The 26,935-nt window shown below is 58.3% G+C and carries 19 protein-coding genes and 2 pseudogenes; 13 read left to right on the forward strand and 8 right to left on the reverse strand.

Annotated features, from left to right (window positions below):
- The first annotated feature begins 50 nt into the window (after window positions 1–50).
- The 3 genes from QFW87_RS15090 to pncA are packed head-to-tail and all read left to right on the forward strand — an operon-like array spanning window position 51 to window position 1,963.
- The gene (locus tag QFW87_RS15090) at window positions 51–509 is read left to right on the forward strand and encodes a sigma-70 family RNA polymerase sigma factor (protein ID WP_283190921.1); all 459 of its coding nucleotides are present in this window, start codon (window positions 51–53) and stop codon (window positions 507–509) included.
- Window positions 506–1,282: a transcriptional regulator gene (locus tag QFW87_RS15095; protein ID WP_283188124.1), complete on the forward strand. Its 777-nt coding sequence runs from the start codon at window positions 506–508 to the stop codon at window positions 1,280–1,282. The genes QFW87_RS15090 and QFW87_RS15095 overlap by 4 nt, the downstream gene beginning before the upstream one ends.
- Window positions 1,283–1,333: 51 nt before the next feature.
- Entirely contained in the window at window positions 1,334–1,963 is a 630-nt protein-coding gene (gene pncA / locus QFW87_RS15100) for a bifunctional nicotinamidase/pyrazinamidase (RefSeq protein ID WP_283188125.1), read from the forward strand.
- Window positions 1,964–2,204: 241 nt separating this feature from the next.
- On the opposite strand, the gene QFW87_RS15105 is transcribed toward pncA, so the two are convergent.
- The 4 genes from QFW87_RS15105 to QFW87_RS15120 all read right to left on the reverse strand — a co-directional run bounded on the left by QFW87_RS15105 (window position 2,205) and on the right by QFW87_RS15120 (window position 6,638).
- Window positions 2,205–4,040: a hypothetical protein gene (locus QFW87_RS15105; protein WP_283188126.1), complete on the reverse strand. Its 1,836-nt coding sequence runs from the start codon at window positions 4,038–4,040 to the stop codon at window positions 2,205–2,207.
- Between the two features lie 21 nt (window positions 4,041–4,061).
- Window positions 4,062–4,466 carry a hypothetical protein gene (locus QFW87_RS15110; protein WP_283188127.1) on the reverse strand — a complete coding sequence of 135 codons (405 nt, stop codon included), beginning with the start codon at window positions 4,464–4,466 and terminating at the stop codon, window positions 4,062–4,064.
- Window positions 4,467–4,630: 164 nt separating this feature from the next.
- The gene (locus QFW87_RS15115) at window positions 4,631–5,932 is read right to left on the reverse strand and encodes an ATP-binding protein (RefSeq protein ID WP_283188128.1); all 1,302 of its coding nucleotides are present in this window, start codon (window positions 5,930–5,932) and stop codon (window positions 4,631–4,633) included.
- A 4-nt stretch (window positions 5,933–5,936) separates the two neighbouring features.
- On the reverse strand, window positions 5,937–6,638 hold the full coding sequence (locus QFW87_RS15120; RefSeq protein WP_008155184.1) for a response regulator transcription factor: 702 nt from the start codon (window positions 6,636–6,638) through the stop codon (window positions 5,937–5,939).
- A 266-nt stretch (window positions 6,639–6,904) separates the two neighbouring features.
- Here QFW87_RS15120 and QFW87_RS15125 point away from each other — a divergent pair, with 266 nt between their 5' ends.
- The 5 genes and pseudogenes from QFW87_RS15125 to QFW87_RS15145 form a co-directional block, all read left to right on the forward strand.
- Complete coding sequence (locus tag QFW87_RS15125) at window positions 6,905–8,062, forward strand: efflux RND transporter periplasmic adaptor subunit (RefSeq protein ID WP_283188129.1); 1,158 nt, start codon at window positions 6,905–6,907, stop codon at window positions 8,060–8,062.
- A gap of 14 nt (window positions 8,063–8,076) precedes the next feature.
- Window positions 8,077–11,175 carry an efflux RND transporter permease subunit gene (locus QFW87_RS15130; protein WP_283188130.1) on the forward strand — a complete coding sequence of 1,033 codons (3,099 nt, stop codon included), beginning with the start codon at window positions 8,077–8,079 and terminating at the stop codon, window positions 11,173–11,175.
- A gap of 193 nt (window positions 11,176–11,368) precedes the next feature.
- The gene (locus QFW87_RS15135; RefSeq protein WP_283184187.1) at window positions 11,369–12,010 is read left to right on the forward strand and encodes a DUF1345 domain-containing protein; all 642 of its coding nucleotides are present in this window, start codon (window positions 11,369–11,371) and stop codon (window positions 12,008–12,010) included.
- A gap of 85 nt (window positions 12,011–12,095) precedes the next feature.
- A pseudogene (locus tag QFW87_RS15140) lies at window positions 12,096–12,263 on the forward strand (AraC family transcriptional regulator); the annotation flags it as partial.
- Window positions 12,224–12,490 (forward strand): annotated as a pseudogene (locus QFW87_RS15145) (LysE family translocator); the annotation flags it as partial. The pseudogenes QFW87_RS15140 and QFW87_RS15145, both read left to right, overlap by 40 nt.
- A gap of 86 nt (window positions 12,491–12,576) precedes the next feature.
- Here the strand turns inward: QFW87_RS15145 and QFW87_RS15150 are convergent.
- On the reverse strand, window positions 12,577–15,165 hold the full coding sequence (locus tag QFW87_RS15150; protein WP_283188131.1) for an autotransporter outer membrane beta-barrel domain-containing protein: 2,589 nt from the start codon (window positions 15,163–15,165) through the stop codon (window positions 12,577–12,579).
- A 242-nt stretch (window positions 15,166–15,407) separates the two neighbouring features.
- The gene (locus QFW87_RS15155) at window positions 15,408–18,248 is read right to left on the reverse strand and encodes a hypothetical protein (RefSeq protein ID WP_283188132.1); all 2,841 of its coding nucleotides are present in this window, start codon (window positions 18,246–18,248) and stop codon (window positions 15,408–15,410) included.
- A gap of 247 nt (window positions 18,249–18,495) precedes the next feature.
- On the opposite strand from QFW87_RS15155, the gene QFW87_RS15160 reads away from it, so the two are divergent.
- From QFW87_RS15160 to QFW87_RS15180, 5 genes are all read left to right on the forward strand, one after another.
- Window positions 18,496–19,518 (forward strand): LacI family DNA-binding transcriptional regulator, encoded by a 1,023-nt coding sequence (locus QFW87_RS15160; RefSeq protein ID WP_283188133.1) that lies wholly within the window; start codon window positions 18,496–18,498, stop codon window positions 19,516–19,518.
- A 56-nt stretch (window positions 19,519–19,574) separates the two neighbouring features.
- Window positions 19,575–20,357, forward strand: coding sequence for a TIM barrel protein (locus tag QFW87_RS15165; protein WP_283188134.1), 783 nt, complete (start codon window positions 19,575–19,577; stop codon window positions 20,355–20,357).
- Complete coding sequence (locus tag QFW87_RS15170) at window positions 20,350–21,336, forward strand: sugar kinase (RefSeq protein WP_283188135.1); 987 nt, start codon at window positions 20,350–20,352, stop codon at window positions 21,334–21,336. Before QFW87_RS15165 ends, QFW87_RS15170 begins: the two co-directional genes overlap by 8 nt.
- Window positions 21,337–21,436: 100 nt before the next feature.
- The gene (locus QFW87_RS15175) at window positions 21,437–22,735 is read left to right on the forward strand and encodes an MFS transporter (RefSeq protein WP_283184177.1); all 1,299 of its coding nucleotides are present in this window, start codon (window positions 21,437–21,439) and stop codon (window positions 22,733–22,735) included.
- A 21-nt stretch (window positions 22,736–22,756) separates the two neighbouring features.
- The gene (locus QFW87_RS15180; RefSeq protein ID WP_283188136.1) at window positions 22,757–23,734 is read left to right on the forward strand and encodes an NAD(P)-dependent oxidoreductase; all 978 of its coding nucleotides are present in this window, start codon (window positions 22,757–22,759) and stop codon (window positions 23,732–23,734) included.
- Between the two features lie 126 nt (window positions 23,735–23,860).
- Here QFW87_RS15180 and QFW87_RS15185 read toward each other — a convergent pair whose 3' ends face one another.
- Both QFW87_RS15185 and QFW87_RS15190 read right to left on the reverse strand, forming a co-directional pair.
- Window positions 23,861–25,048 carry an aminotransferase class I/II-fold pyridoxal phosphate-dependent enzyme gene (locus QFW87_RS15185; RefSeq protein ID WP_283188137.1) on the reverse strand — a complete coding sequence of 396 codons (1,188 nt, stop codon included), beginning with the start codon at window positions 25,046–25,048 and terminating at the stop codon, window positions 23,861–23,863.
- 41 nt (window positions 25,049–25,089) lie between these two features.
- Window positions 25,090–26,715: a methyl-accepting chemotaxis protein gene (locus tag QFW87_RS15190; RefSeq protein WP_283184174.1), complete on the reverse strand. Its 1,626-nt coding sequence runs from the start codon at window positions 26,713–26,715 to the stop codon at window positions 25,090–25,092.
- Window positions 26,716–26,935 lie beyond the last annotated feature (220 nt).

Here is a 26,935-nt window from a genome sequence, read left to right on the forward strand (position 1 = left end):
TACGGGCAGAACTGGGCCAGCACCTGGCGCGTTTATGGCGCTACGGCCTGCTGTTGTCCCGGCAACGGCATGTCGCCGAAGACCTGGTGCAGGCGACCTGCGTGCGGGCGCTCGAGCGTGCCGGGCAGTTTGTCCCGGGCACCCGCATGGACCGCTGGCTGCTGAGTATTCTGCATTCGATCTGGCTCAACGAAGTGCGTGCCCGAAGGGTGCGTCATGGCCAGGGGCTGGTGGATGCCGACAACGCCTTGTCGTTCGATGGTGAATACGCGGCGCAAACCCATGTTCTCGCGGCTCAGGTGATCAGGCGTGTGGATGCCTTGCCCGAAACCCAGCGCGAAACGGTGTTTCTCACCTATGTCGAAGGTTTGTCCTACCGCGAAGTGGCCGACGTACTGGACGTGCCCATCGGCACTGTCATGAGTCGCCTGGCTGCGGCACGCGCAAAACTGGCCGAATACCCGCCATTGCACACCGTGCCGAACCCTTCCACTGGAGAACGTCGATGAACGATCACGCACGCCCGACGATACCCTCGGATGAGCAACTGGTAGCCTACCTCGACAACCAGCTCGACAGCGAACAGCGCACCCGCATCGACGCGGCCATCCTTGAAGACCCAACGCTCAACCTGCGCCTGCAATGGCTGGCCCGCAGCAGCCTGCCATTCAAGGAGGCCTACGACGAGTTGGGTCGACAAGCCCCCGTGGACCGCTTGCAATCGATGCTCGACACCCTGCCTTCACCTGAACGCCCGACCATGAATCGGCGCTGGTTTCTCGCAGCGGCCGCCGGGTTGGTGGTGAGTGGCGTGGTGGCGGATCGGCTGTTCCTCGGCTGGCAGTTGAGCCAGAAAAAGGAAAACTGGCGCGGGCTGGTGGCCGAGTATATGTCGCTTTACGTGCCGCAAACCCTGGACCACTTGTCCACTGACGAAGCCGCTCAGCGAGCGCAACTACGGACCATCGATGCGCGTCTGGGCCTGAATCTCGTGCCGGCGCAACTGGCCTTGCCACGCTCCGAGTTCAAGCGCGCGCAAATCCTCGAGTACGACGGCGTCGCCATTGCCCAAATCACCTACCTGGACCCGGCGCACGGCCCCATGGCGCTGTGCGTCACCCGCTCCAACAGCGGCAGCCGGCATTTCACCCGCGAGCGTCGGCATGGGATGAACATTGTCTATTGGGCTGACATGCAACATGCCTGGATGTTGATCGGGCATAACCCGGTGGCGGAACTGGAGGACATGGCGAAATTGTTGAGAGGCCGTCTTAGCACGTGATCCGTTTTGTCACTATGCTGGGTGTCTCATTTCCAAGGAGGAAAACCCACCATGCCTATTTCTTCACGCACAGCCTTGCTGGTCATCGACGTACAGAACGACTTCATCCCCGGCGGCCAGCTACCGGTACCCGAAGGTGACCTGATCGTCTCGTTGATCAACCGCCTCGGCGAACGGTTCACCCAAGTCATCATCGCCCAGGACTGGCACCCGGCCGGACATGCGTCCTTCGCCTCCAGCCATCCGGGCCGCGCACCTTACGACGTGATTCAACTGCCTTATGGCGAACAGACGCTCTGGCCGGACCATTGCGTGCGGGCCACGCCCGGTGCCGAGTTGCACAAGGACCTGGACCTGCCCCACGCCCAATTGATCATCCGCAAGGGCTGCAACCCGGACATCGACAGTTACTCGGCGTTTCTGGAGGCGGACCGAACAACCACCACAGGCTTGGCCGGGTACTTGAAGGAACGCGGTATCGACACGGTTTATCTGGTTGGGCTGGCACTCGATTTCTGTGTAATGTTCTCTGCGCTGGATGCGCGGGCGGCGGGGTTTAATGCGTTTGTGGTGTTGGATGCGTGTCGGGCGATTGATCTGGAAGGCTCACTGGCCGCAGCGATCGAGCGGATGCAGGTGGCTGGGGTTGGGTTGATTCCATCAACCGAAGTGCCAGGTTAACCCCCTGTAGCAGCTGTCGAGCCCGCGAGGCTGCGTTCGGTTCGGGCCGCGTTCGGACGAAGCAGCCGTAAAATCAGACACTCCATTCTTTCAGGAAAACCGCATCCGCCGGGTTTGCGAGGACTACGGTCGAGCGCGACCCCGGCTCGAACGCAGCCTCGCAGGCTCGGCAGCTGCTACGAGAGAATGTAGACGCTAACTGACCGTTAAATAAATCCGCTCCGTTATTCAGCTATCATATTTAACTCCACGTTATTTCGTCGATTGTTATACCACCATCATTATCATAAATATGCAGTTCAAAATATGATAAACCACGATCCAAGCTATATCGAAACTGAGAAAGATTATTCCCTATAACAAGCGGCCAACTGCCAACCTCAAGTCCTGCACCATCGAAAAATAAAACTTTATTATTGGCCGAATGGGATGCAGCATATGTAAAACTTACACTTTCTACCAACCCTCCAAACTGGAATTTATCTTTAACTGCCGAACCAGAGGTAAATGTCCTTGTACCCACGCCAGGATTTCCAGGACCTGCGGGAGCAATAGTAGCTGGCACTTGTAGCCCACCGGCATTAACAACTGTAATCATCAGCCCACTCGAAAATCTTATTGGGGTATCAAACGGAAGGTTCTCAATAGCTCTGCCCTCCCAGTTCTCGAAGCCAAACGTAAAATTAACAATATTCAACTTCAAAGTTTGAAAATGGGTAGCGTCGATGTCGTCGCTCCCTGCGTCAAATGCGACCTTTACCTCCACTTGGAGCAGACTGTTGCTCTTGAGTAAAGCTAACTGAGCCCTAGATATTCCGATCGTCAACCCCTTAAGCACTTCTTCAGCTATCAGGCTATGAGCTACTAACAGTTCAATAATGTGTTCTGTTTCATCAGGCTTCGTACCGATACACCGCATCCAAACCCGCTGCCCACCACGAATCCCCAACCACGGCAACACCTTCACCTCGGCGTCACCTTCAAACTTACTCAAATCCAACACCTTGTCATCCGGCGCCTGAGGCACCTTCGGCGTTGGCAGTCTCGAATCCCCATCGGCAATTTTCTGCACCGTCAGCAATGTCGGTTTCGAGCGGGTCTTGATGCCGTTTCGCGTCAGTTCCCACAGTAAGCGGATGTACGTGCCGTGTCGGGCAACCAGATCTTCAATCGCCAGCGTGTTATTGACCCGGTTATTGGCATTGAACGCCTTGGCGGTAAATGTCGGCTGGCCGTCCGCCGTCAGGGGGCGGGCAAAGAGTTGGCATAGGTCGCCCGTCTGCGCTTGGGCAAATTCGACGCGTGCGATTTGGCCAGTCAAACTGGCGAGCGGATCAACCACCAGTCCCGGTACACCAACAACCGTCACCAGCGGCAGTTCGATCAGCGCCTCACCAATCACATCGACCCGAGTCGTGAAGGACCGGCCGACCTCTTTGCCCGCGCGCAACAGCTTATATTTGAAGGTGGCTGAACCACCCACCGCGGCCACGAAGTGAGCGTGGGGCACCGACAGTTTGTAAATGAACGGCGCGCTGGTCACGGTCTCTTCCAGAATCAACACTTCGGATGCACCTAACGCCGTTTTAGATGTGCAGGTCAGTTCGATAACGTCATTGCGTTGCCAGGACCGCTGCGCATGCACTTGGGCAATCGCCGGTCTTCCTCCAAGCTTGCCCAAATCGATACTGTCCGGATCGTCCGAGACATCCTCCGGGTCTTCGCTCACCAGCGGTGGCTCCAGCCAGATGCCGTTCAGGCTGACGAACAGTTCGAGGGCCGCCGACCAGAGCGCGTCCAGGTCAACGCTGTTACCAATCCAGTCCCACACGGTATAGGTCAGCACGCATTTCGCGGTGTCACCGACCTCTTTGAACACCGCTTCCTCGATCCGAACCTGAACGGGGCCGCCGGATCTCGCCTCATCCTCGGTGACTACGTGGTCGATCGTTTCGCCCCCGCACCTCACGCGAATCCTGTCGAACGCTCTCGTCAAAGGATAAGACGCGGTACACATCACTCCTTGCCGGGCCTGCTCAGGGTCTACCCCGTCGTCCAGCACGTTGGGCGGCAACACATTGATCGCCAGTTCCGAGTGCTACTCATGGTTACCTTCAAGGTCCTTGAGCCCTGGACGTCGTTTGTGGAACCACGCCCGCAACGTCGTCGAGGAGTCGATATTCTCCGAGCCGCGCCGGATGGTGTAGTGGAGGGTATTGAGTCCGTCGAGCAGCGCTCTTACGGGCAGGTACAGGGTAAACAGCTTGTCCGTTGTGGACTTGACGATAGCCACATCCACCACAACGCCATTGAGGTAAAGATCGATGCTGTCTTCGGCCATTTGTTCCAGATAAGCGTCGACCAGTACTTTTACCCCTTGACCGGGATAGAGATAGGTCAGCGCCAGTGGAATCCCGCCGTGAGAGTTGATTGCGCCAGGCACAACAGCTTGCCAGCCTGGAATTCGTGGCGCGTATAGCGTCAGTACGGACATGTCGGTCATGGAAACGCTCCCTGTCATTGGCAGCGTTCCGGGGATGGAAAAGGTGGAAAGCTGTGGAGGCTATGGAACATCCATGGCGCCTGTCTGGCTACTGTCAAATGTGACAGGTCAGGCCGAAAACAGCCCGATAATCACTACCGTCCGTCGATTCGGCTGCTCTCGGTTCAAGCCGTAGCTGGCAACCACAACCGGAACCGTGCCCCACCCAGCGGCGACGCTTCGACGGTCAGCGTACCGCCCTGAGCCTCCAGCGCCCGGCGGCTGATCGCCAGCCCCAGCCCAAACCCGCCAGTAGCCCGATCCCGGCTTCGATCCAGCCGATAAAACGGTTCGAAAATCCGCTCACGCTCCTCATCCGGAATACCGATCCCATCGTCGTCCACCCAGATTTCAGCCCCCTTGGCACATACCCGCACACCAATCTGAATGCGTTTTTCGCAGTAGCGCATCGCATTGCGCAGCAGGTTCTGAATAGCGCGGGCAGTCAGCCTTGGGTCGAGCGCGAAGCGTTCAAGTTGTCCGTGCAGGAGCACATCGATAACGATGTCCGGGGATTCCAGTTCTTCGTCGACGCTGCCAAGGATGCTGTCGATAAACTCATCCAGCGACACCTCGACCCGCTCCGGCAGCCGCGCCGGGTTTTGCAGGCGGCTGTAGGACAACAGTTCCAACACCAGCTCATCGAGTTCGCGAATGTGCGCGACCAGACCTTGCAGACGCTCGCGGCTGGCGGCGGGCAAATCGTCGGACAACGCCAGCGCCAGACCGAAATCCAGTCGTGTCAGGGGCGTGCGCAATTCGTGAGAGACGGCATTGAGCAGGTCCCGCTGCTGGTTGAGCAGGTTCTCGATATCGCCAGCCATGGTGTCGAAGACGTTGGCCAGGCTACCGATGTTGGAGCTTTTGGAAATCTGTGTGCGCTCGCTCAAGTGGCCCTTGCCGAAACGTTCAGCAGTACCTTTGAGGCGTTCCAGGTCACGCCAGTGCGGGCGCAACCACAGCAGCAGGCAGGCGAGCATGGTCGCGCCGATCAGCACGTTGATGCTCCAGTACAACAGGCTGACGTCCATCGGGTCCGGCGGTACGACCATCTCCACCACCGTCCGCTCGTTCAGCGGCGCCACCGCCAGGGTGCGCCAGCCCCAGTCGCCAATGCGCACGACGTTCTCGCCACGCTGCAAACGCTTGCGCTCATCAGGGGTGAAATCGGCATCGTCGTTACCGGTCAGGACGATGTGCAGCGGTTGGAATTCCTTGTCCATCTCCGCGGCCAATGCCGGCCATTGCGCCGGGGGCACGGCATGAAACTGTTTGACGATGAGGGTTTGCAACCCGCGCGAATAATCGAGGTTGTAGGTGACAAAGCGCTCCTGGAAGACCTTGATCACCACGTCAGGCACCAGATAGATCGCCGCGCTGTACGAAACGATGGTCACCAGGTACAGGCGAAACAGGATTCTGAACATCGACTCAGCATTCCCACTCTGAACGGCTGAACAGGTAACCCTTGCCCCACACGGTCTTGATCTTGCGCGCCTCGCCGGCGTGGTCGTCGAACTTGCGCCGCAGCTTGGAAATCGCCACGTCCACTGAGCGGTCGGTACCGTTGAACTCGATGCCGCGCAGGCGTTGCAGAATCTGATCGCGGCTGAGCACTTCGCCGGCATGCCGAGCGAGTACCACCAGCAGGTTGTATTCACCGCTGGACAGCTCGACCAATTGCTCGCGCCAGGTCACGGTGCGCTCGGACAGGTCGATGCACAGATTGCCCATCAGAATGCGGTCGTTGGCCGTCTGCGGTTCGGTGAGGCTGCTGCGCCGCAACAAAGTCCGCACCCGGGCCAGCAACACGCGCGGTTCACAGGGTTTGGTGACGTAGTCGTCAGCGCCCATTTCCAGGCCCAGCACCTGATCGTGACTGTCGTCGCGGGCGGTGAGCATCAGGATCGGCAACGTGGCCGAATCGGCGCGCAGCAAGCGGCAGACTTGCAGACCATCGAGCCCCGGCAGCATCAGGTCGAGGATCACCAGGTCCGGCGGATTGACCCGCGCACGCTCGCGCACATGGTCACCACGGCTGATTACGCTGACGCTATAGCCGTTGCGTTCCAGGTAACTGGCAATCAATTCGGAGAGCGCGGTGTCGTCTTCGACCAGGAGGATGTTGGGCATGGGTGTTTCCAGAAGGTGCAGTGGCGTTTGACAGACCGCTTTCGCGAGCAGGCTCGCTCCCACAGGGGACCGCATTTCAACTGTAGGAGCGAGCCTGCTCGCGAAAGCAATCTAACAGTCGCAATAGAAATCGAGGCGTGAAGGATATACGCCCTCGCCCGTGCCTGAGTAAAACCCTTACACAATTTCACACAGCGCCTACAAAGCTTCACCGCTACCCTCGTCGCCTCCCCGTAGGATGCCGGGGGTCATTATTGGGGTATTACATGTCAAAGAATCTGCTTGCCAGGCTCAGCCTGATTGCACTGGCGGTGACGCTGAGCGCTTGTGACAAGGCCTCGACGGCCGAAGAACAGGCGCCTCTGGCCACGGTTCGCATCGAAACCATCCAAGCCAGCCCCCTGTCGATCACCAGTGAACTGAGCGGGCGGATTGCCGCGCCACGCATTGCCGAAGTCCGCGCCCGGGTTGCCGGGGTGGTGTTGCAACGGGCGTTCCGTGAAGGCAGTGATGTGAAAAAAGGCGAAGTGTTGTTCCGTATCGACCCGGCGCCGTTCAAGGCAGACCTGGACAGCGCTGAAGCGGCGCTGCGCAAGGCCGAGGCCAATGCCTTTCAGGCACGCCTGCAAGAGCAGCGTTACGCGCAGTTGATCGAAGGCAATGCCATCAGCGGTCAGGATTATGACAACGCCCGGGCCAGTGCCCGGCAAACGGCTGCCGACGTCGCCGCGAACAAAGCCGCCGTGGAACGGGCGAAACTCAACCTGGGTTATGCCACCGTCACGGCGCCGATCTCTGGGCGCATCGGTCGCGCGTTGGTGACTGAAGGCGCACTGGTCGGGCAGAACGAAACCACACCGCTGGCATTGATTCAGCAACTGAACCCGATCCACGCCGACCTCACCCAATCGACCCGCGAACTCAACGACCTGCGCCGGGCGTTCCGTTCCGGCCAGTTGCAGCAGGTCGGTCAGGACCAGGCCAAAGCCACGCTGATCCAGGACGACGGCAGTCTCTATCCGTTGCCCGGCAAGTTGCTGTTCGCCGACATCACCGTCGACCCCGGCACCGGTCAGATCATTCTGCGCAGCGAATTCCCCAACCCGGACCTCGACTTGCTGCCGGGCAGCTTCGTGCGCGTGCGTCTGGAGCAAGCGGTCAATCAACAAGGCATCAGCGTGCCGCAACGGGCCATCCAGCGTGACAGCGCCGGCATCGCCCAAGTGCTGGTGCTCGACGCCGAACAACGGGTTGGCCAGCAACCGGTCGAACTGGGCGCCGTGCAGAACGATCGCTGGATCGTCACCAGCGGCCTAAAGCCAGGCGACCGCATCGTCACCGAAGGCCTGCAACACGCCCGTCCCGGCGAAAAAGTGCAGATCGACGACACCCCTCTTCCACTTGCCCAGGTTTCTGGTCAGTAAGCAGGACGCTTTTTATGCCGCAGTTCTTTATCGACCGCCCGGTGTTCGCCTGGGTGGTTGCCCTGTTCATCCTGTTGGCCGGCGCCCTGGCCATTCCGCAGTTGCCGGTGGCGCAGTACCCCAACGTCGCGCCGCCGAAAGTCGAAATCTACGCCGTGTACCCCGGTGCTTCGGCACAGACCGTGGACGAAAGCGTGGTCAGCCTGATCGAGGAAGAACTCAACGGCGCAGACCATTTGCTGTATTTCGAATCCCAGAGCAGCCTCGGCAGTGCCACCATCACCGCGACGTTCCAGCCGGGCACTGACCCGGAAATGGCTCAGGTCGATGTGCAAAACCGCCTGAAAGTGGTCGAGTCGCGTCTGCCTCAAGCGGTGACACAGCAGGGTTTGCAGGTGGAGAAAGTCTCCGCCGGCTTCCTGCTGCTGATCACCCTCACCTCCAGTGACGGCAAGCTCGACGACGTGGCGCTCAGCGATTACCTGGCGCGCAACGTGATGAACGAGATCAAGCGCCTGGACGGCGTCGGCAAGGCGCAGTTGTACGGTGCCGAACGGGCCATGCGAATCTGGATCGACCCGCAAAAGCTGATCGGTTTCAATCTGACGCCGGCCGACGTCAACGCCGCCATCGTCGCGCAAAACGCGCAAGTGTCGGCGGGCAGCATCGGCGACTTGCCGACCCGCACTACTCAGGAAATCACCGCGACCATTCTGGTCAAAGGCCAGTTGTCGACGCCGGAAGAATTCGCCGACATCGTGTTGAAAGCCAATCCCGACGGCTCCACCGTGCGCATCGGCGATGTAGCGCGCGTCGAGATCGGCAGTCAGGAGTATCAGTTCTCCACCCGCCTCAACGGCAAACCGTCGACCGCCGTCAGCGTGCAGTTGGCACCGGGCGCCAATGCCCTGAGCACTGCCACGTTGGTGCGGGCGAAGATGGACGAACTCGCGCGTTACTTCCCGGCGGGCGTGGAATACAAGATCCCGTACGACACCTCGCCCTTCGTCAAAGTCTCGATCACCAAGGTGGTTTACACCCTTGTCGAGGCAATGTTGCTGGTGTTCGCGGTGATGTTCCTGTTCCTGCAAAACATCCGCTACACGCTGATTCCAACCCTCGTAGTGCCGGTGGCACTGATGGGCACCTTTGCGACGATGTTGGCGCTGGGGTTTTCGATCAACGTGCTGACCATGTTCGGCATGGTGCTGGCGATCGGCATCCTGGTGGACGACGCGATTGTGGTGGTGGAGAACGTCGAGCGAATCATGGCCACCGAAGGCCTGTCGCCCAAAGAGGCAACGCGCAAGGCGATGAAGCAGATCACCGGGGCGATCATCGGCATCACTCTGGTACTGGTCGCGGTATTCATTCCGATGGCGTTCATGCAGGGTTCGGTCGGGGTGATTTACCGGCAGTTCTCCTTGTCCATGGCCACCTCGATTCTGTTCTCCGCGTTCCTCGCCCTGACCTTGACCCCGGCGTTGTGCGCGACGCTGCTCAAGCCGATCGCCAAGGGCGAACATCACGAGAAGCGCGGATTCTTCGGCTGGTTCAACCGGCGTTTCGAGCAACTGACCGAGCGTTATCAGGGCTGGGTCGCCTATGCGCTGAAACGCACGGGACGTTACCTGTTGATCTACGGCGTGCTGCTGATCGGATTAGGCGTGTGCTTCAGTCGCCTGCCCTCCTCGTTCCTGCCGGTGGAAGATCAGGGTTACACCATCACCGATATTCAACTGCCGCCGGGTGCAAGCAAGAACCGAACAGTGCAGGTGGTCGAGCAGATCGAAGCCCACAACGCCACTGAACCCGGCGTCGGCGACAGCACGGTGATTCTCGGTTTCAGTTTTTCCGGTAGCGGGCAGAACGCCGCGCTGGCATTTACCACGCTCAAAGACTGGTCTGATCGGGGTAGCGACGACTCGGCCAGTTCGATTGCCGATCGCGCCAACATTGCGTTGAGCCAGATCAAGGACGCCGTAGCGTTTGCGGTACTGCCGCCGCCGGTTGACGGCCTGGGTACCTCCAGCGGTTTCGAGTTCCGCCTGCAGGACCGTGGCGGCCTCGGCCATGCCACGTTGATGCAGGCGCGGAGTAAATTACTCGCTGCCGCCGAGAAAAGCCCGATCCTGATGAACGTGCGCGAAAGCGCGCTGGCCGAAGCGCCGCAGGTGCAACTGGAAGTCGACCGCAAACAGGCCAACGCGCTGGGCGTGTCCTTTGCCGACATTGGCAACGTGCTGTCCACTGCCGTCGGTTCGGCCTACATCAACGACTTCCCCAATCAGGGCCGGATGCAGCGGGTGGTGGTGCAGGCTGAAGGCGATCAGCGCAGTCAGGTCACCGATCTGCTGAAGATCCACGTGCGCAACAGCGCCGGGAAAATGGTGCCGTTGTCGGCCTTCGTCCAGGCCAAGTGGACCCAGGGCCCGGCGCAATTGACTCGCTACAACGGCTACCCGGCGATCAGCATTTCCGGCGAACCGTCGCCCGGTTACAGCACCGGCGAAGCCATGGCGGAAATCGAGCGTCTGGTGGCGCAAGGGCCGGCGGGGTTGGGGCAGGAATGGACCGGGTTGTCATTGCAGGAACGGTTATCCGGCAGTCAGGCGCCGATCCTGCTCGGTTTGTCGTTGCTGATCGTGTTCCTTTGTCTGGCCGCGTTGTATGAGAGCTGGTCGATTCCGACCTCGGTGCTGCTGGTGGTGCCGCTCGGCGTACTTGGCGCGGTACTGGCCGTGACTTTTCGCGGGATGCCCAACGACGTGTTCTTCAAGGTCGGGCTGATCACCATCATCGGGCTGTCGGCGAAGAACGCGATCCTGATCATCGAGTTCGCCAAGAGCCTGTACGACGAAGGCCACGACCTGATCGACGCTACCCTGCAAGCCGCGCGCCTGCGACTGCGGCCGATTGTGATGACGTCGCTGGCGTTCATCCTCGGCGTGGTGCCGTTGGCGATTGCCACCGGGGCCAGTTCGGCGAGCCAGCAAGCGATCGGCACCGGGGTGATTGGCGGGATGATCACGGCGACGCTGGCGGTGGTGTTTGTGCCGGTGTTTTTTGTGGTGGTGATGAAGTTGGTCCGCAAGCGGCATAAAGACCTCTAACCAACAACACCGCCCTAATGTGGGAGCGAGCCTGCTCGCGAAAGCGGCGTAACAGTCAACGGATAGGTTGAATGTGATGGCATCTTCGCGAGCAGGCTCGCTCCCACAAGGGTTTTCATCGATCTCAGGGTTATGGTCACAACCGAGTGCGCTGGGCTAAGGTGTTTGCAAAGCCCTGACGCATCGAGTTCACATGCCCTTCCTCGCCCGCACCCACCCTCGCCTGTCCGCCGCTGCCACCCTCGGCGTCGCGGTGGGCATTCTGGCGCCGGCCGACTCGATCATCAGCAAAATCCTCTTCGGCTGGAATGCCGGCGTCTGGGCTTACCTGGTCCTGATGTTCTGGCTCACCGCGCGCGCCAAAGCGCCGGATGTGAAACGCATTGCCGAGGTCGAAGACGAAAACGCCGGGCTGGTGCTGTTTGTTGTATGCATCGCCGCGGTGGCGAGCCTGGCGACCATCGCCTTTGAACTGGCCGGCAGCAGAGACCTGGAAACCACCCGCAAGCTGTTGCACTACGGCTTTACTGCATTGACCGTGATCGGTTCATGGCTGCTGATCGGGGTGATTTTCAGCGTGCACTACGCCCGTCTGTTCTACACCTGGGGCGGTAAAGACCCGGCACTGCGTTTTGCTGAAGGTCTGACAACGCCCAATTACTGGGACTTCCTGTATTTCTCTTTCACCATCAGCGCGGCGGTCCAGACGTCCGATGTCGGCGTGGCGACGCGGGATTTGCGCAAGATTGTCCTGGCGCAGTCGCTGATCGGCTTTCTGTTCAACACGGCCATTCTCGGGTTCTCGATCAACATCGCAGCGGGACTGTTCAACTGATCCGTGCACAAACGTTCTAGTCATCGGCCTCGGCGCGGGCGTTAAATAAGTCGGCTATCCGTCTCACAGGTGCAGCATGACGACCCGGCGAATGCTGGCCCGTGGCGAGCAACCGGCGACGGTGGCGATGGAACTGGGGTTTGCCGATCAGAGTCACCTGGGCCGCTGGTTTGTCCGGGCATATGGCTTGACTCCGGCGTTGTATCGCAAGCGGCCGCTGGCTTACAGCTGGTCAATCCCAAGACCTGGATGATGGCATTTGCGGTGGTCGGTGTATTTGCCGGATCCGGCGATAATCGACAGTTTCAAACAGTCTGCCTGTCGCTGGCATTTTTCCTGGTCTCGCTACCGTGTCTGGGTGTTTGGGCATTGCTGGGAAAGGGAGCAACCAGATGGTTTGGCTCGGCAAAAGCCCTCCAGCGTTTTAATCAGGCAATGGCACTGCTGCTACTGGGTTGTGCCTGGCTCACGTTGACTTGACGCACTGCGTCAGCACAACAGGTACAAAAATGCCCCGAAACATTCGGGGCATTTTTGTGTTGAATGACCGCAGGACACTCCCTCGATCAGAAGAAGTAACTCAGCCTCAAGCTACCGCTCCAATCCTGACTGACCGTTGTACCTTTGCTGCCACCCACCTGACCGGAAACCTGCCAGTTGCGTTGCGCCGGTGTCCACTTCAAGCCGGCGCCATATTCGATAGCGCTGCTGGCGCGATCATCATCGAAGCTCTCGTCGTTGATCCTGACCTCGTTGGTTTTAACAAACTCATGATTGACCGCTGTGGACAGGCTCGGCTCTAGAAGGCTGCCGTTGTCGAGGGTGATGACACGCCCACCACGAACACCCACCTTGCCTTGAAAGGAACGCATGGTATCGGCTTTGACTTCGAGACCATTGTCGAGCGTGTAGCTCTCGCTTTGGATGACCCCCGTCGAGACCTGTACTTGAGGCTCGACAAAATAATCATCCTTGAGACGAATATGCTTGCCGACGGCCACCGATCCACTCGCGCCCAAGGCCTTGTAGTCACCCTTGGCCCGAGTGCCATCACTCATGGTGACCTTGGCCTTGTTATCGAACTGGTTGATCTTGGCCATGACATTGACGAATACACCGCTTTCAACATCGAACGTGCTGCCGTAAACACCGGCATTCAGGCTGTCGACGGTGGCGCTGGAGCCGTATTTGAGGTCCATTTTGGTATGGCTTGTTCCGACGAATCCGCCCAGCACCCAGGCACGCCCCCCGAGGTCGACGACCGTATCGGCACCACCGGTGATACCGGTCTGGTTCTGGGTGTAACCATCGCCATAAGCGTTATCTACGTTGTACTGGTTGCCATAAGTGCGAACCCAGACACTGTTGCTGAGGTTTTTCACCGAGCTGTCGTTCATCGAGCGCATCGATGCTTGCGGTCGGACGCTCAGGCTCCGGTCCCCCAATTGGTCGCTGAGCATGGCCCCTTCAGCATTCAGCACACTGCGCGCACTCCCGGCCAGGGCCAACGCAGTATTACTTGAGGTACTGACCGTTTCCTTGTCTGGATTCAGGTACAAACCCTGACCCTCCTTGGCCAATCGGTACACAAACGCACCTGCGTCCACGGTTTCACGACCGCCCAGGGAGAAGCTCGCATCGCCAGCGGCGATACTACCGACCTTCACCGCTTCGGCCGTGACAGGTGTCGTACCGGTAGCGGTGATTTGCAGTTGATGTTGCCCGCTCGCGTTGCCGGTGACGTTCAGGAAATCGGTGTTGCCGTTGCCCAGATCGGTGCCCATCACAAATGTACCGCGACCGGAAAGATCGCCGACATTCAGTTGCTGGAACTGCTCGTTCGTGCTCATGCGAACAACGCCGTTATCCAGAGCAAGGCGCTGTACGGTGCTATCCGTGGTCATTTGCCATTGCGCCATATTGCTGATGGACACGTTGGAAATGTTATTGATTTGCCCGGTTAACACCGAGCCGTTGTCCATTGACACGTTGCCATTGGCCGCGCCCGATACATCACCGGTCAGACGACTGTCGTTGTTCAATACCAGACTGGAAACATTTTCAACGTTGCCATTCAAGGCTGAATTGTTATCCAGCGAGACAGTAGAAACATTGACAGCATTGCCGTTGATCGCCGCACCATTATCCAGTTTCACTGTCGCAGCGGTACCTGCAACAGCCTGCACATTGCCATTTAACGTGCTGTTGGAATCAAGGCTGACCTGAGTGACATTCTGCAAATTGCCATTGATGGAAGCTGCGTTTTTCATCAACAGCGCAACGGTGCTGCCGGTATCGGCAACGACATTGCCATCCAGAGCACTGCCGTCAATGGTGAGATTGGCGGTGGAGCGATTGGTCGCTTGCAACAGGTTACCGTTGCCACCGATCAGCTCGCTGGTGCCAGAAATATTGATATTCGCAACTGTACCGGCAGCACCCGAAGAGCCCAATAAGATGGCTGACCCTGTTCCCCCCGTTACACGGGTACTGTTCAACGTCACAGTGTTGGCATTGACACCGGTTAAATCAGTGTTGATTTGCAGGCCGTTCTTCTCTCCGGACAGAACGCTGCCGTTGGCCGAAAGCGTCGCCCCACCAAGTCTCACACCATAACTGTCAGAACCCGTGCCTCGGACGGTGGAGTTCTCAACGTTTAATACGGCAAAACCCACCGCATCCGCGCCATTCAGGCCGATGATCGTGCTTCCTCCTTTGACCGTCGCGCTCGAAGACGCCGGGGTAGTGGTATTGCGACCCAAGAGAAGACCGAAACTGTTGGTACTGATGATGGTGCTTTTGTCGATGATGGCGCTGCTGTCGATCAGTTGTATCGCACCCCTGCCAGCCGCGCTGTTTACAGTCGCACGAGAGAGGTTTACCACTGAAGTGTTGGCATCGATACGGGCGCTTTGACCGCCATTGAAAACGACGTTGGCATTTGATGACGAGATGGTCAGCGCCTGTGCGTTATCAATGATTAGTGTGCCCCCTTGGGACACCACCCAGGCTTCCGGTGCGGGTGGGTTCGTGACGACTGCGCTCTCACCTGGATTTAGCGTTCGACTGAAGGCCTCGCTGGAGGATAGAAGTGCCGCAGCAATCACTAACTTCTGAAAAGTCACAGAGGGCGGAGATTTAAAACACAAATGCATTGGGAATTCCTCAAACTGCGCAACTACTGACATTGCTTTTTGGCAGTATTGAAAGCCTCCGCCAAAAAAGCGTCCGACACCTTAATAAGAAAGTCGAGGCTTTTATGTAGGAAAAGTCCTTAACAAAAGAGGAATTATCCTCACCGGCTGTAGCGTGCTTACCGTTTCCTTGCCGTTAACAAGGGTAATCGCGAAAGAAACATCCGTGTCTCTCTCGCAACACCGATCAGCTAATACGCCAACTAAGGAGCAGCCGGAGCAGGTGTCAGATCGCAATAATTGAAACTGTTGCTGATATTGTCGATCCGTTTGATGATTGGGTTAGACGATTGCTGTCCATTGATATCGGTCGTGTACCAATACTTGCCATACGCTGTTGCTCCCCTGACAGGTTGTGCCAATTTGAAAATGGCAGGGTTGGCCACTGGCGCGACATCAGGAAGATTGGCGGCTTTGATCACATAATCTCGAGAGTCTTGAGTACCAGCAATCAGATCAGTGCCTGCCAAGTCCCTGTAAACTGCGAACCGTGCTGTAATCGTTTTGCCTGGAGGCAGTAGAATCGGGTCTTTTGGAATCTGCAAGCCTAGAACCATGCTACTGGTTGGGCTGATCATACCGTAACATTCGATGTAATCACGCAAGGCCGGATTGCGGACCCGTATTGTAGGTGGAGGTAAATCTACTGCTGCACCAGAAACAGTCACCGGTTGGTTACGGGATTTCATTACGTTTTTATCACTATCTGCCTTCTGAATGGTCCAGTACGCATCTACTGTGCCAATGGGCAACCTGGATATGAAATCTGCCGAAACAGGAACGTCAAACTCATCCGCATCTTCAAATGGATTAAACTCACCTACAGGCAGACCATTAATGTAACACTTCGCTAACTCGGCCGAAGTAATAGGAGGCTGACCGATTGCAAGGGTAACTTTAAATCTGCCCGGACTGTTTCTGTCACCGGGCCGCAAGTCGTTAGGCGTATTCGAGGCACCCGTCACTACAGGCAACACGATATCTCTGTTGGTAAGATCTGGAAGATCCGGATTCGTGGGTCCCGCATAGTCGAATGCCAACGTGATGAGTTGAACCGGAGATTCAGCGTTTGGAATACCGGTTCGAACGATCTCATACCAGATATTGGCCATTTTAGGCTCATCGGCATCGTTAAATATTTGGGAGAGATCCGTGTATGTCAGGGCAAACGTTAAATTGGTATTGGCGACCCACGGTTGGGAGGTAAGATTTACAGAGTTAGTTGCGTCAGTGGCGTCTTCAATGGTGATGAAAATTTCATCGCCTGGCTCTGCGTTCGTGATGAAAGCGCTTTCAACGATCGCGGTTATCCCGCCGGCTAAATCGTCCAGATAAAGTGCCGTGGTATAGTTCGGATCGGTTTTCGGTACCAGAGGACCTTTTGTTGAAACTGGAGGTTGTGCCAATGCCAGTGTCAGTACGTCACTTGCGGCAGACTCCCGACTTTCATTACCAGGCAGATCTTTCCATTGATACTGAATTCTGACGCGGCCGTTTGGAAATGTGCGTAACACGGTGTTGGCGATAGTAAGTGCGCCGCTAGCGGGTACCGCAGCGTTCCACACCTCGACTCGCTGAGCGCCAGAAATCAACCAGACGCGAAGATTGTCGTCAAGACGACGCAGCTGATAACCAACGTTCACGGTGAAATTCAGGTTGGCGTTAGCCGGATCCGCCAACCAGGCTTCGTTAATTGTGCGTTGCGCATCCGAGGGTGAATTAACGAACGCGGGGGTTGGCGTTGGTACGGCGAGCGTGACAACGGCATTGCCATTGGCGTCTGACCTTTTTGAACCAAACGGTGCAGTCTTGTCGATAACAAACTCCAACACATTGGAGGGTTCATTAACACCGCCCCCCTCTTTGTAGAGTTGAAACATAACTTCATAAGTGGTGGGCGTTGCCGGTGTTGGAAGTTCTGGAAACAAGCTTGCTGGCAACTGGATCGGTATAATCCCAACCGGCCGGGCAGCAACCGGACCAAGTACAATTTTTTGATCCCACAATGTCCGCGTCGTGCCTTTAAGGCCGGATTCCAGTTCCAGTTCATCCTCGTCAAACTCTTCTGCAGTGCGGGTAAAGTTAATCGTCACAAACCCGGTATCCAGCACGCTTTTGGCGATCAGACCGTCTGCAAGAGTGACTATCGCAATATCAGCCAAGGGGCCAATATTCTTGACACCGTTGAATTCAGGTCTTGGAGTTCTCGGTACGATTTTTATAGCCATTTTTCCATCTCCTTGTGTATTCAGGCCGAAAGGGCCGCTTTCGCCAGGTGTTACCCTGTCTATTTTCACCAAACCTTTTTGCGACTCGCCGACAAGTCGCCCACCTTTGAACAACTGCCAGTGTGCAATAGCTGAAGCATTATCAATAAGTGGTCTGACATTGGGGTCAAACGGAACAACAAACAACCAATGTCCATTCATATGCTTCGGCTCCAGCGTTATCTCCCAGTCACCGTAAGTACCCGGCACTGGTGGCCCGCTTCCATTCAAACTTGAATACCCTTGCCAATATAATTTGGCTTTATCGCCATCTGCCGCAGGGCTATTGGCTGTAGGTATCAAAACGGTTGCTCCCGAGGTCAACGGCGGTACTGTCTTGTTATTCAAGTAACCCCAAATCGTTGCATGGGGAAACGTAGGTTCATTCAGAACAAGAATGGGCGTGTGATCTATCGTCAGTTTTCTTTTAGGTGATGGATCCGGGATGCCCCCGCCTCCTTTCCAAACCTGGTAGGACAAAAGCGCAACGCCGTCAGTTGCGAGGTGCGCTGGCGTCAAATTGAAATAGAGAAAAGTTGATTGTGGTGGGCTGTAGAATTCTTTGTAGAGTGTTGTAACAGTGCCACCTTGATACAGTTCGATCCAAAGTTCGTCCATTGGCTTCGGGTCGGGCCAGTAAGGAATAATGATTCGAGTACCATTAAGCAAAATGTTGCGCGGCACATATCCGTCGAGATCATTGTCATCAATACCTTCCACCGATAGCTGGCTCGCTAGAATCCCTATACTTCTATCGGTCGCCTTCTTCATCGCCATGATGTACTCGCCCGTTCACTTTAATTACGCGGAAGATTTGAGATGCTTCTGGGGAGATTAAGCGCTCAGACACTGCACTTGCCTACTGTCAGATGTGACAGGTTAAGATACCGTTCGTCGGTTTTTGAACGGGCTTTTGTCCATTCCCACATCAAATGCTTCTTGACGGAGATGTGTGGATTGATGTTTCCTGAAACCGGTTTCAGGGATTTACGCAGCAGACTCCGACAATAAGAAAATCAACGCCATGAACGACTTCTCCACCGCCCAACGCAGCCGTGTAACCATGCTCGATGTCGCCGAACGCGCCGGCGTATCCAAGGCCAGCGTCTCACGCTTCATCGGCGATGACCGCGCCCTGCTCTCCGATGCCACTGCCTTGCGCATCGAGCAGGCGATTGCCGAACTCGGCTATCGCCCGAACCAGATGGCCCGCGGCCTGAAACGCGGACGAACCCGCCTGATCGGCATGCTGGTGGCCGATATCCGTAACCCTTATTCGATTGCCGTGATGCACGGGGTGGAAACCGCCTGCCGTCAGCACGGCTACAGCCTGGTGGTGTGCAACACCGATCGCGATGACGAGCAGGAACGCCAGCACCTGGCCCTGCTGCGCTCCTACAACATCGAAGGCTTGATCGTGAACACCCTCGGTCATCATCGCGACGAATTACGTGAACTGCATCGGGAAATGCCGCTGGTGCTGGTGGATCGCAAGGTCGAGCAGCTTGAGAGCGATCTGGTCGGGCTGGACAATCCTGCCGCCATTGAAATGGCCCTCACCCATTTGCAAGAACGCGGCTATCGCGACGTGCTGCTGGTCACTGAACCCTATGACGGCACCAGTTCGCGGATCGAGCGGGTCAGCAGCTTCAAGGCGCAGATCGAACAACGCCCGGCCCTGCGCGGCACCCTGATCGAAACCGGCAGCGAACTCACCGCGCAGCTGAAAACCTTCCTTGAAACGCCAGGCCCCGGCCCGAAAGCGCTGTTCTGCGCCAATGGAATCGCCGCGCTGGCCAGCACCCATTCGTTGCGAGAACTGAAGTGCAATCTGTTCGAGGACGTCGGTCTGATCGCCCTCGATGACCTGGATTGGTATCCGCTGGTGGGCAGCGGCATCACCGCCCTCGCCCAGCCGACGGCCGAAATTGGTGCCAGCGCGTTCGAGTGTTTGCTCAAGCGTTTGCGCGGTGATGTCGGGCCAGTGCGGACCCTGGATTTTTCGGCGCGGTTGATTGTGCGTGGGTCGACGAAAATCGCCACATAAGTCAGCAGCCCTATTTTTTTGAACAAAAATGAAACCGGTTTCAGAGGTATACAACAATGAATAAACCACCTGTCTCCATCAGCCTGTCGAGCTACGGCGCCGACCTTGTTCGCCAACGCGGTCAGGGATCGTTTATCGACGTGTTGGCCGCCGCGGGCGCCACGCGCATCGAATGGCGCGAAGAACTGCTGACCGTCGAAGATCCTGCGCAACTAGCTGACGCCACCCAGGCCCAAGGCCTCGAAAGCGTGTATTCCTCACCGATGGAATTGTGGTTGGCTGGCCAGTCCAAACCCAATCCCGAACTGATCTCTGCGCTGCAGCGTGCCCAGGCATTTGGTGCCAAATGGCTAAAAGTGTCCCTGGGTTATTTCACCGACAACAGCGACCTCCAGACCTTGTCCCGCGTACTGGGCAAAAGCGCCGTGCAGTTGCTGGTGGAAAACGATCAAACCCTGCACGGCGGCCGGATCGAACCTTTCCAGCGTTTTTTTACAGAAATCGAACAACACAATCTGCCGGTCAAAATGACCTTCGATATCGGCAATTGGCATTGGCAAGACCAGTCCGCCGCCAGCGCCGCGCGGTTGCTCGGTCGCCACGTCGGCTATGTGCACTGCAAAGCGGTGTCGCGTAGGGCCGACGGCAAACTGGTCGCCATACCGCCGGCCGCCAGTGACCTGCATTTGTGGGAACAACTGCTGCGGCACATGGCCCAAGGCGTGATGCGAGCGGCGGAATACCCGCTGCAAGGCGACGACCTTGTGCAGTTGACTACCGAGCATGTCGCCGCCCTCGCCCGCCTCGGTCAAACCCGGTTGGAGAGCGCCCATGTCTGAGATCGATATTCTGTCGTTCGGCGAAACCATGGCGATGTTCGTCGCCGAGCAGAACGGTGATTTGGCCGACGTCAGCCACTTCCACAAACGCATTGCCGGGGCCGACAGCAATGTCGCCATTGGCTTGTCGCGGCTGGGTTTCAACGTCACTTGGCTGAGCCGAGTCGGCGCCGATTCGCTAGGCCGGTTCGTGATCGACACCCTGGAAAAAGAAGGCCTGGATTGCAGCAACGTTGCCATCGACACCGCACACCCCACCGGTTTTCAACTCAAGTCGCGCACCGACGATGGCAGCGATCCGGTGGTCGAGTATTTCCGCCGTGGGTCAGCGGCGAGTCATCTGTCGCGGCAGTCAATCGCCCCTGAGTTGCTGAACGCCCGCCACTTGCACGCTACCGGCATTCCCCCGGCGCTGTCCGAAACGGCCCGGGAAATGTCTTTCGAACTGATGACCCGCATGCGCAATGCCGGGCGCAGCGTGTCCTTCGACCCGAACCTGCGCCCGAGCCTGTGGGCCAGCGAGCAACAGATGATTACCGAGATCAACCGCCTCTCGGCCCTCGCCCATTGGGTGCTGCCGGGCTTGAGCGAAGGCCGCTTGCTTACCGGTTTCGAAGACCCGGCCGACATCGCGGCATTTTACCTCGACCAAGGCGCCGAAGCCGTTGCGATCAAACTGGGCCCGCACGGTGCGTATTACCGCACTCATCTGGACCAGGGTTTCGTCGCAGGAGTGCCCGTGGAGACGGTGGTCGACACCGTCGGTGCCGGCGATGGATTTACCGTCGGCATGATCAGCGCCCTGCTGGAAAACCACAGCTTCGTCGACGCCGTGAAGCGTGCCAACTGGATTGGCAGCCGTGCGGTGCAGAGCCGGGGGGATATGGAGGGGTTGCCCAATCGATCCGAAATGATCGCCGAATTTGAGGCCGCCATCGCGAGCAGGCTCGCTCCCACATTGGATCGCATTCCAACGTAACCCTGTGGGAGCGAGCCTGTTCGCGAAGAGGCCGTAACAATCACTGAAGATTTAACCCGTTACCTGCTGCGACAAAAACAACAAGCTCAGGAGCACCACTATGAAAACCGCGACACTCGCCGCCCGCCGCTGGTGGTACATCATGCCGATCGTGTTCATCACCTACAGCCTGGCGTACCTGGACCGCGCCAACTACGGATTCGCCGCCGCCTCCGGGATGGCTGCCGACCTGATGATCACGCCGGGCCTGTCGTCGATGCTCGGCGCGCTGTTCTTCCTCGGCTACTTTTTCTTCCAGGTGCCGGGCGCGATCTACGCCCAGAAGCACAGCGTCAAGAAGCTGATTTTCGTCAGCCTGATTCTCTGGGGTGGCCTGGCCACGTTGACCGGGATCGTCTCCAACGCCTACTGGCTGATCGTCATTCGCTTCATGCTCGGCGTGGTCGAAGCCGCGGTGATGCCGGCGATGCTGGTGTACCTGTGCCACTGGTTCACCCGTGCCGAACGCTCGCGGGCCAACACCTTCCTGATCCTCGGCAACCCGGTGACCATGCTCTGGATGTCGGTGGTCTCGGGGTATCTGGTGCAGCACTACAGTTGGCGCTGGATGTTCATCATCGAAGGTTTGCCGGCGGTGCTCTGGGCGTTTATCTGGTGGCGTCTGGCCGATGACCGTCCCGCCCAGGCCAAGTGGCTGAGCGACCAGGAAAAGCACGATCTGGAAAGCGCTCTGGCCGCCGAACAGGTGGGCATCAAAGCGGTGAAGAACTACGCCGAAGCCTTCCGTTCGCCCAAGGTAATCATCCTGGCCTTGCAGTTTTTCTGCTGGAGCATCGGCGTCTATGGCTTCGTGTTGTGGCTGCCGTCGATCCTCAAGGCCGGTGCGCAAATGGACATGATTGAAGCCGGCTGGCTCTCCTCGCTGCCGTATCTGGCCGCGGTGATTGGCATGCTGCTGGTGTCCTGGGGCTCGGACAAAATGCAGAAGCGCAAACGCTTCGTCTGGCCGCCGCTGCTGATCGCCTCGATTGCTTTCTATGGCTCCTACGCCTTGGGCGCTGAACACTTCTGGTGGTCCTACACCCTGCTGGTGATCGCTGGCGCCTGCATGTACGCGCCTTACGGTCCGTTCTTCGCGATCATTCCGGAAATCCTTCCGGCCAACGTGGCCGGTGGCGCCATGGCGCTGATCAACAGCATGGGCGCGCTCGGTTCGTTTGGTGGTTCGTATCTGGTCGGTTACCTGAACAGCTCCACCGGCTCGCCGGGTGCGTCTTATCTGTTGATGAGCGGCGCGTTGATGCTCTCGGTGGTGCTGACGATTTTCCTCAAGCCCGGCGCCAGTGACCGGGTCGTGGCCAAGGCCGTTGTGCAACGGTCGACCGCTGCTCATTCCTGAATTGAAGTTGAGATGATGACGATGAAAAAACAGGTTGTGCTGTACAAGAAACTCTCGCCGCTGCTGATGGCTCGCCTGCACGAGCAGACCGAGGTGACGCTGATCGACAACCTCAATGCTGACGGCCTGGCAACGCTGCGCGAGGCCCTGCCCCGCGCTCACGGGTTACTCGGTGCGAGTCTGAAACTGGATGCCGGATTATTGGATCTGGCACCAAACTTGGAAGCCATCGCCAGCGTGTCCGTGGGGGTCGACAACTACGACATCGACTACCTGACCGAACGGCGGATCCTGCTCAGCAACACCCCGGACGTACTCACCGAAACCACGGCCGACACCGGTTTCGCGCTGATCCTGGCGACCGCCCGGCGCGTGGTGGAACTGGCGAACATGGTTCGCGCCGGTCAGTGGAACCGCAACATCGGCCCGGCGCAGTTCGGTAGCGATGTACACGGTAAAATCCTGGGCATCATTGGCATGGGGCGGATCGGTGAGGCGCTGGCCCAGCGTGGGCATTTCGGTTTTGGCATGCCGGTTATCTATCACAGCCACTCGCCGAAACCGGCGGTGGAACAACGATTCAACGCGCAATACCGCAGCCTGCCGGCGCTGTTGCAGCAGGCTGATTTTGTTTGCCTGACATTGCCGCTGACGGCTGAAACCGAAGGGCTGATCGGGGTCGAGCAGTTTGCTCTGATGCGCCCCGAAACCATCTTCATCAATATTTCACGGGGCAAGGTGGTGGACGAGGCGGCGCTGATTCAGGCCTTGCGTGACGGGCAGATTCGCGCTGCGGGGCTGGATGTGTTCGAACGCGAACCGCTGAACACCGACTCGCCGCTGTTGCAGCTGAACAACGTGGTGGCGACGCCGCACATTGGCTCGGCGACGCATGAAACGCGGGAGGCGATGGCCACGTGTGCGGTAGACAATCTGTTGGCGGCGCTGGCGGGTAAGCGGCCGGCGAATCTGGTGAATGCCGGGGCGTGGAAAGGCTGAGTAACTCGGCGCCTGTCAGATAGCTTTCGCGAGCAGGCTCGCTCCCACACGGGATCTGTGTACGACGCAGATAAAATGTGGGAGCGAGCCTGCTCGCGATGAGGCCGGCAATGGCAACGCAAATTTTCAGGCCCGACGCGCCTCCAAAAGGTCCGCCGCACACAACGCTATCCGCTGGCACGCATCCGCCAGCTTCAACTGATCCACCACCAACCCCAGTCGAATATGCCCCGCCGCACTCGGCCCGAACGCTTCACCCGCCAGCACTGACACGCCATAACCCTCCAGCAATCGCTCGGCAAAACTCTGGGCGCCAAGCCCGGTCTGGCGTACGTCGATCATCACGAACATCCCGCCATCAGGCCGGATCGGGCGGAGGCCCGGGCAATCACTCAGACTCGTGCACACCAGGTCGCGACGCTGGCGATACTCATCGCGCATCAACGCCACTTCCGGCAGATCCCCATCCAGCGCCAATTGCGCGGCGTTCTGAATGAAATCCGGAATGCCAAACAGCATGCACAACGACAGGTGCACCAAGTGTTCGGCCAAAGGTTTCGGCCCGATCACCCAGCCCACACGCCAACCGCTCATGGCGTGGGATTTGGACAGGCTATTGATGGTCGCGGTGCGCTCGGCCATGCCCGGCAAGCTCGCCGGGCTGATGTGCTCGCCTTCGTACAACAGATCGCTGTAAACCTCGTCGCTGATCAGCCACAAGTCGTGACGAACACACAGCGATGCCAGTTCCTGCCAGACCATCAGCGGCAAACTGGCGCCGGAAGGATTGTTCGGACTGTTGAGCAAAATGGCGCGGGTCTTGGGTGTGATCAGCGCCGCGACATCCGCCGGATCGACCCGAAAACCGTTCTCGGGGCGCACCGCCACCGGCACCACTTTGGCCGCGCAGGCGCCGAACACGCCTTCATAGGTCACGTACATCGGCTCGGCGACGATCACTTCATCGCCCGGGTCGAGCAGGCATTGCGCGACCGAATACACCGCACATTGCGCACCCGGCAGCACGATCACATGATCGGCATCCACCGCTTGACCACTGCGACGTCGATGACGGTTGGCAATGCTATCGCGCAACCCCCGACTGCCACGTACTGACGGGTAGTGGGTGTCACCGGCCAACAAACTATCGATGCACGCCTGAACGATGGGCTGCGGCGTATCGAAGTCGGGATCGCCGATCGATAGCAACAGCACATCAACGCCCTGCTCAATTAATTCCAGTGCTCGGTCATGAATCTGCCAGGCCGCAGCGCCGTCACCGGCAATTCGTTTGGTCAAGGCTGAATAGCGCATGTAATTCTCCAGTCGCGCGGGTTCCAAGTCTCAACCCTATCTCAAATCACGAAACGCGCCACCATGGCATTTAAATCCACGGCCAGGCGCGACAGTTCGTGAGTGGCGGCGCTGGTCTGGTTGGCACCGGCGGCGGACTGGGTGGCCAGGTCGCGGATGTTCACCAGGTTGCGGTCAACTTCGCGGGACACCTGGGCCTGTTCTTCGGACGCGCTGGCGATCACCAGGTTGCGTTCGTTGATCAATTGGATCGACTGAGTGATCTGCTCCAGCGCAACGCCGGCGGCGCGGGCCATTTCCAGGGTGCTTTGGGTGCGTTGATTGCTTTGCTGCATCGACGCGACCGCGTGGCCGGTGCCGTTCTGGATGCCGGCGACCATTTTTTCGATTTCCTGGGTCGATTGCGCGGTGCGATGGGCCAGCGCCCGTACCTCGTCCGCCACCACCGCAAAACCACGCCCGGCTTCACCGGCACGGGCGGCTTCGATTGCAGCGTTCAGCGCCAACAGGTTGGTCTGTTCGGCGATGGCGCGGATCACGTCCAGCACCTTGCCGATGTCGCGCCCCTGAGCGGCCAGGCCTTCGATCATCACGGAGGTGTTTTGCACATCGTGGGTCATGGTCTGGATCGCGCCGACGGTTTCCACCACTCGGTCGCGACCTTCACGGGCCGCCTGGGTCGACTGGTTCGAGGCTTCGGACGTCGACACCGCGTTGCGTGCCACTTCTTCCACGGCGGCGGTCATTTCGTTGACGGCAGTGGCGGCCTGATCGATTTCGTTGTTCTGCTGTTGCAGACCGCGGGAGGCTTCTTGGGTGACCGTGCTGAGTTCTTCAGCGGCGGCACCCAGTTGGGTGGCGGAGCCGGCGATCTGTTCGATGGTTTTGCGCAGGTTGGTTTGCATCGTGGACAAGGCACCGAGCAAACGGGCCGGTTCATCCTTGCCGTCGATGTCGATGGTTTTAGTCAGGTTGCCGCCCGCAATGGTTTCGGCCGCCTGGAGCGCACGGTTGAGCGGCGTGACGATGCTGCGGGTCAGCAGCCAGGCCAGCAGCACGGTCATCAGCGCCGCAATCACCGCCACTGCGATGATGCCGGTCACGGCGTTGCTGTAGTGCTCGCCCGCTTCGGCCGAGGCGGTTTTCGCATATGTGTTGTTGAACGCTACCAGTTTGTTCAACTGCTCGCCCATCTGGTCCGTACCGTCCTTGATCCGGGTGTTGATCAGCGTGCGCATCTCATCGAGTCTGTTCTGCCGCGACAGCTCCAGCATCTGGTTCTGGGCTTGCATATAGCTGTCCAGTGTTGTCGTGAACGTCTCGTACAGCGCGGCTTCTTCCGGGGTGGCCGGCAACGCTGCATAACTGGCTTGTGCGCTGCGAACCTTGTCGACCAGCACGCCGGTACGTGTCTGGGCTTCCTGCAACGCGTTCGGATCACGGTTGACCAACACCCTGAAAGAAAGAATGCGCAGGCGCAGGATGTTTTCTGTCAGGTTGCCGAGAAACACGATGCTGGGCAGCTGCGTGGTTGCCATGTCGATGGAGGCTTGGCGGATGGTCGACATGCGGTTGACGGCAAACACACCCAGCACGATGACGAGCAAGGCAATGAAGGCAAAACCCAGGAAAGCTCGAGGCGCGATATTCAGATTACGCAGTGACATAGGATGATTCTCGGGTGATGGGGCTACGAGCATCCTTGCGTGATCGCTGAAGGGCGGGCGGCGGCGCTCGCGCTTTCAGTTTGGCGCCACTGTTGGAATAGGTTTGTGTGGGCCTATTGGCTGTATCGGCTGGGGATGAGGTTTCCTGCGGGGATTGGAGAAAAATATTTCAAGGGATTACAAGCGTTTCACCCATGAAACACTCTAGCTCTATGTAGCA

Origin of the sequence: Pseudomonas sp. PMCC200344, assembly GCF_030053095.1 — a bacterium.
Classification (GTDB): Bacteria; Pseudomonadota; Gammaproteobacteria; order Pseudomonadales; family Pseudomonadaceae; genus Aquipseudomonas; species Aquipseudomonas svalbardensis.

Bases quoted from the DNA above. Each gene is read 5' to 3' on its own strand.
- QFW87_RS15155 (WP_283188132.1), bottom strand. From the start codon at position 18,248: ATGGCGATGAAGAAGGCGACCGATAGAAGTATAGGGATTCTAGCGAGC.
- QFW87_RS15095 (WP_283188124.1), top strand. From the start codon at position 506: ATGAACGATCACGCACGCCCGACGATACCCTCGGATGAGCAACTGGTA.
- QFW87_RS15130 (WP_283188130.1), top strand. From the start codon at position 8,077: ATGCCGCAGTTCTTTATCGACCGCCCGGTGTTCGCCTGGGTGGTTGCC.
- QFW87_RS15125 (WP_283188129.1), top strand. From the start codon at position 6,905: ATGTCAAAGAATCTGCTTGCCAGGCTCAGCCTGATTGCACTGGCGGTG.
- pncA (WP_283188125.1), top strand. From the start codon at position 1,334: ATGCCTATTTCTTCACGCACAGCCTTGCTGGTCATCGACGTACAGAAC.
- QFW87_RS15175 (WP_283184177.1), top strand. From the start codon at position 21,437: ATGAAAACCGCGACACTCGCCGCCCGCCGCTGGTGGTACATCATGCCG.
- QFW87_RS15150 (WP_283188131.1), bottom strand. From the start codon at position 15,165: ATGCATTTGTGTTTTAAATCTCCGCCCTCTGTGACTTTTCAGAAGTTA.
- QFW87_RS15180 (WP_283188136.1), top strand. From the start codon at position 22,757: ATGAAAAAACAGGTTGTGCTGTACAAGAAACTCTCGCCGCTGCTGATG.
- QFW87_RS15185 (WP_283188137.1), bottom strand. From the start codon at position 25,048: ATGCGCTATTCAGCCTTGACCAAACGAATTGCCGGTGACGGCGCTGCG.
- QFW87_RS15110 (WP_283188127.1), bottom strand. From the start codon at position 4,466: ATGACCGACATGTCCGTACTGACGCTATACGCGCCACGAATTCCAGGC.
- QFW87_RS15160 (WP_283188133.1), top strand. From the start codon at position 18,496: ATGAACGACTTCTCCACCGCCCAACGCAGCCGTGTAACCATGCTCGAT.
- QFW87_RS15165 (WP_283188134.1), top strand. From the start codon at position 19,575: ATGAATAAACCACCTGTCTCCATCAGCCTGTCGAGCTACGGCGCCGAC.
- QFW87_RS15120 (WP_008155184.1), bottom strand. From the start codon at position 6,638: ATGCCCAACATCCTCCTGGTCGAAGACGACACCGCGCTCTCCGAATTG.
- QFW87_RS15190 (WP_283184174.1), bottom strand. From the start codon at position 26,715: ATGTCACTGCGTAATCTGAATATCGCGCCTCGAGCTTTCCTGGGTTTT.
- QFW87_RS15170 (WP_283188135.1), top strand. From the start codon at position 20,350: ATGTCTGAGATCGATATTCTGTCGTTCGGCGAAACCATGGCGATGTTC.
- QFW87_RS15115 (WP_283188128.1), bottom strand. From the start codon at position 5,932: ATGTTCAGAATCCTGTTTCGCCTGTACCTGGTGACCATCGTTTCGTAC.
- QFW87_RS15135 (WP_283184187.1), top strand. From the start codon at position 11,369: ATGCCCTTCCTCGCCCGCACCCACCCTCGCCTGTCCGCCGCTGCCACC.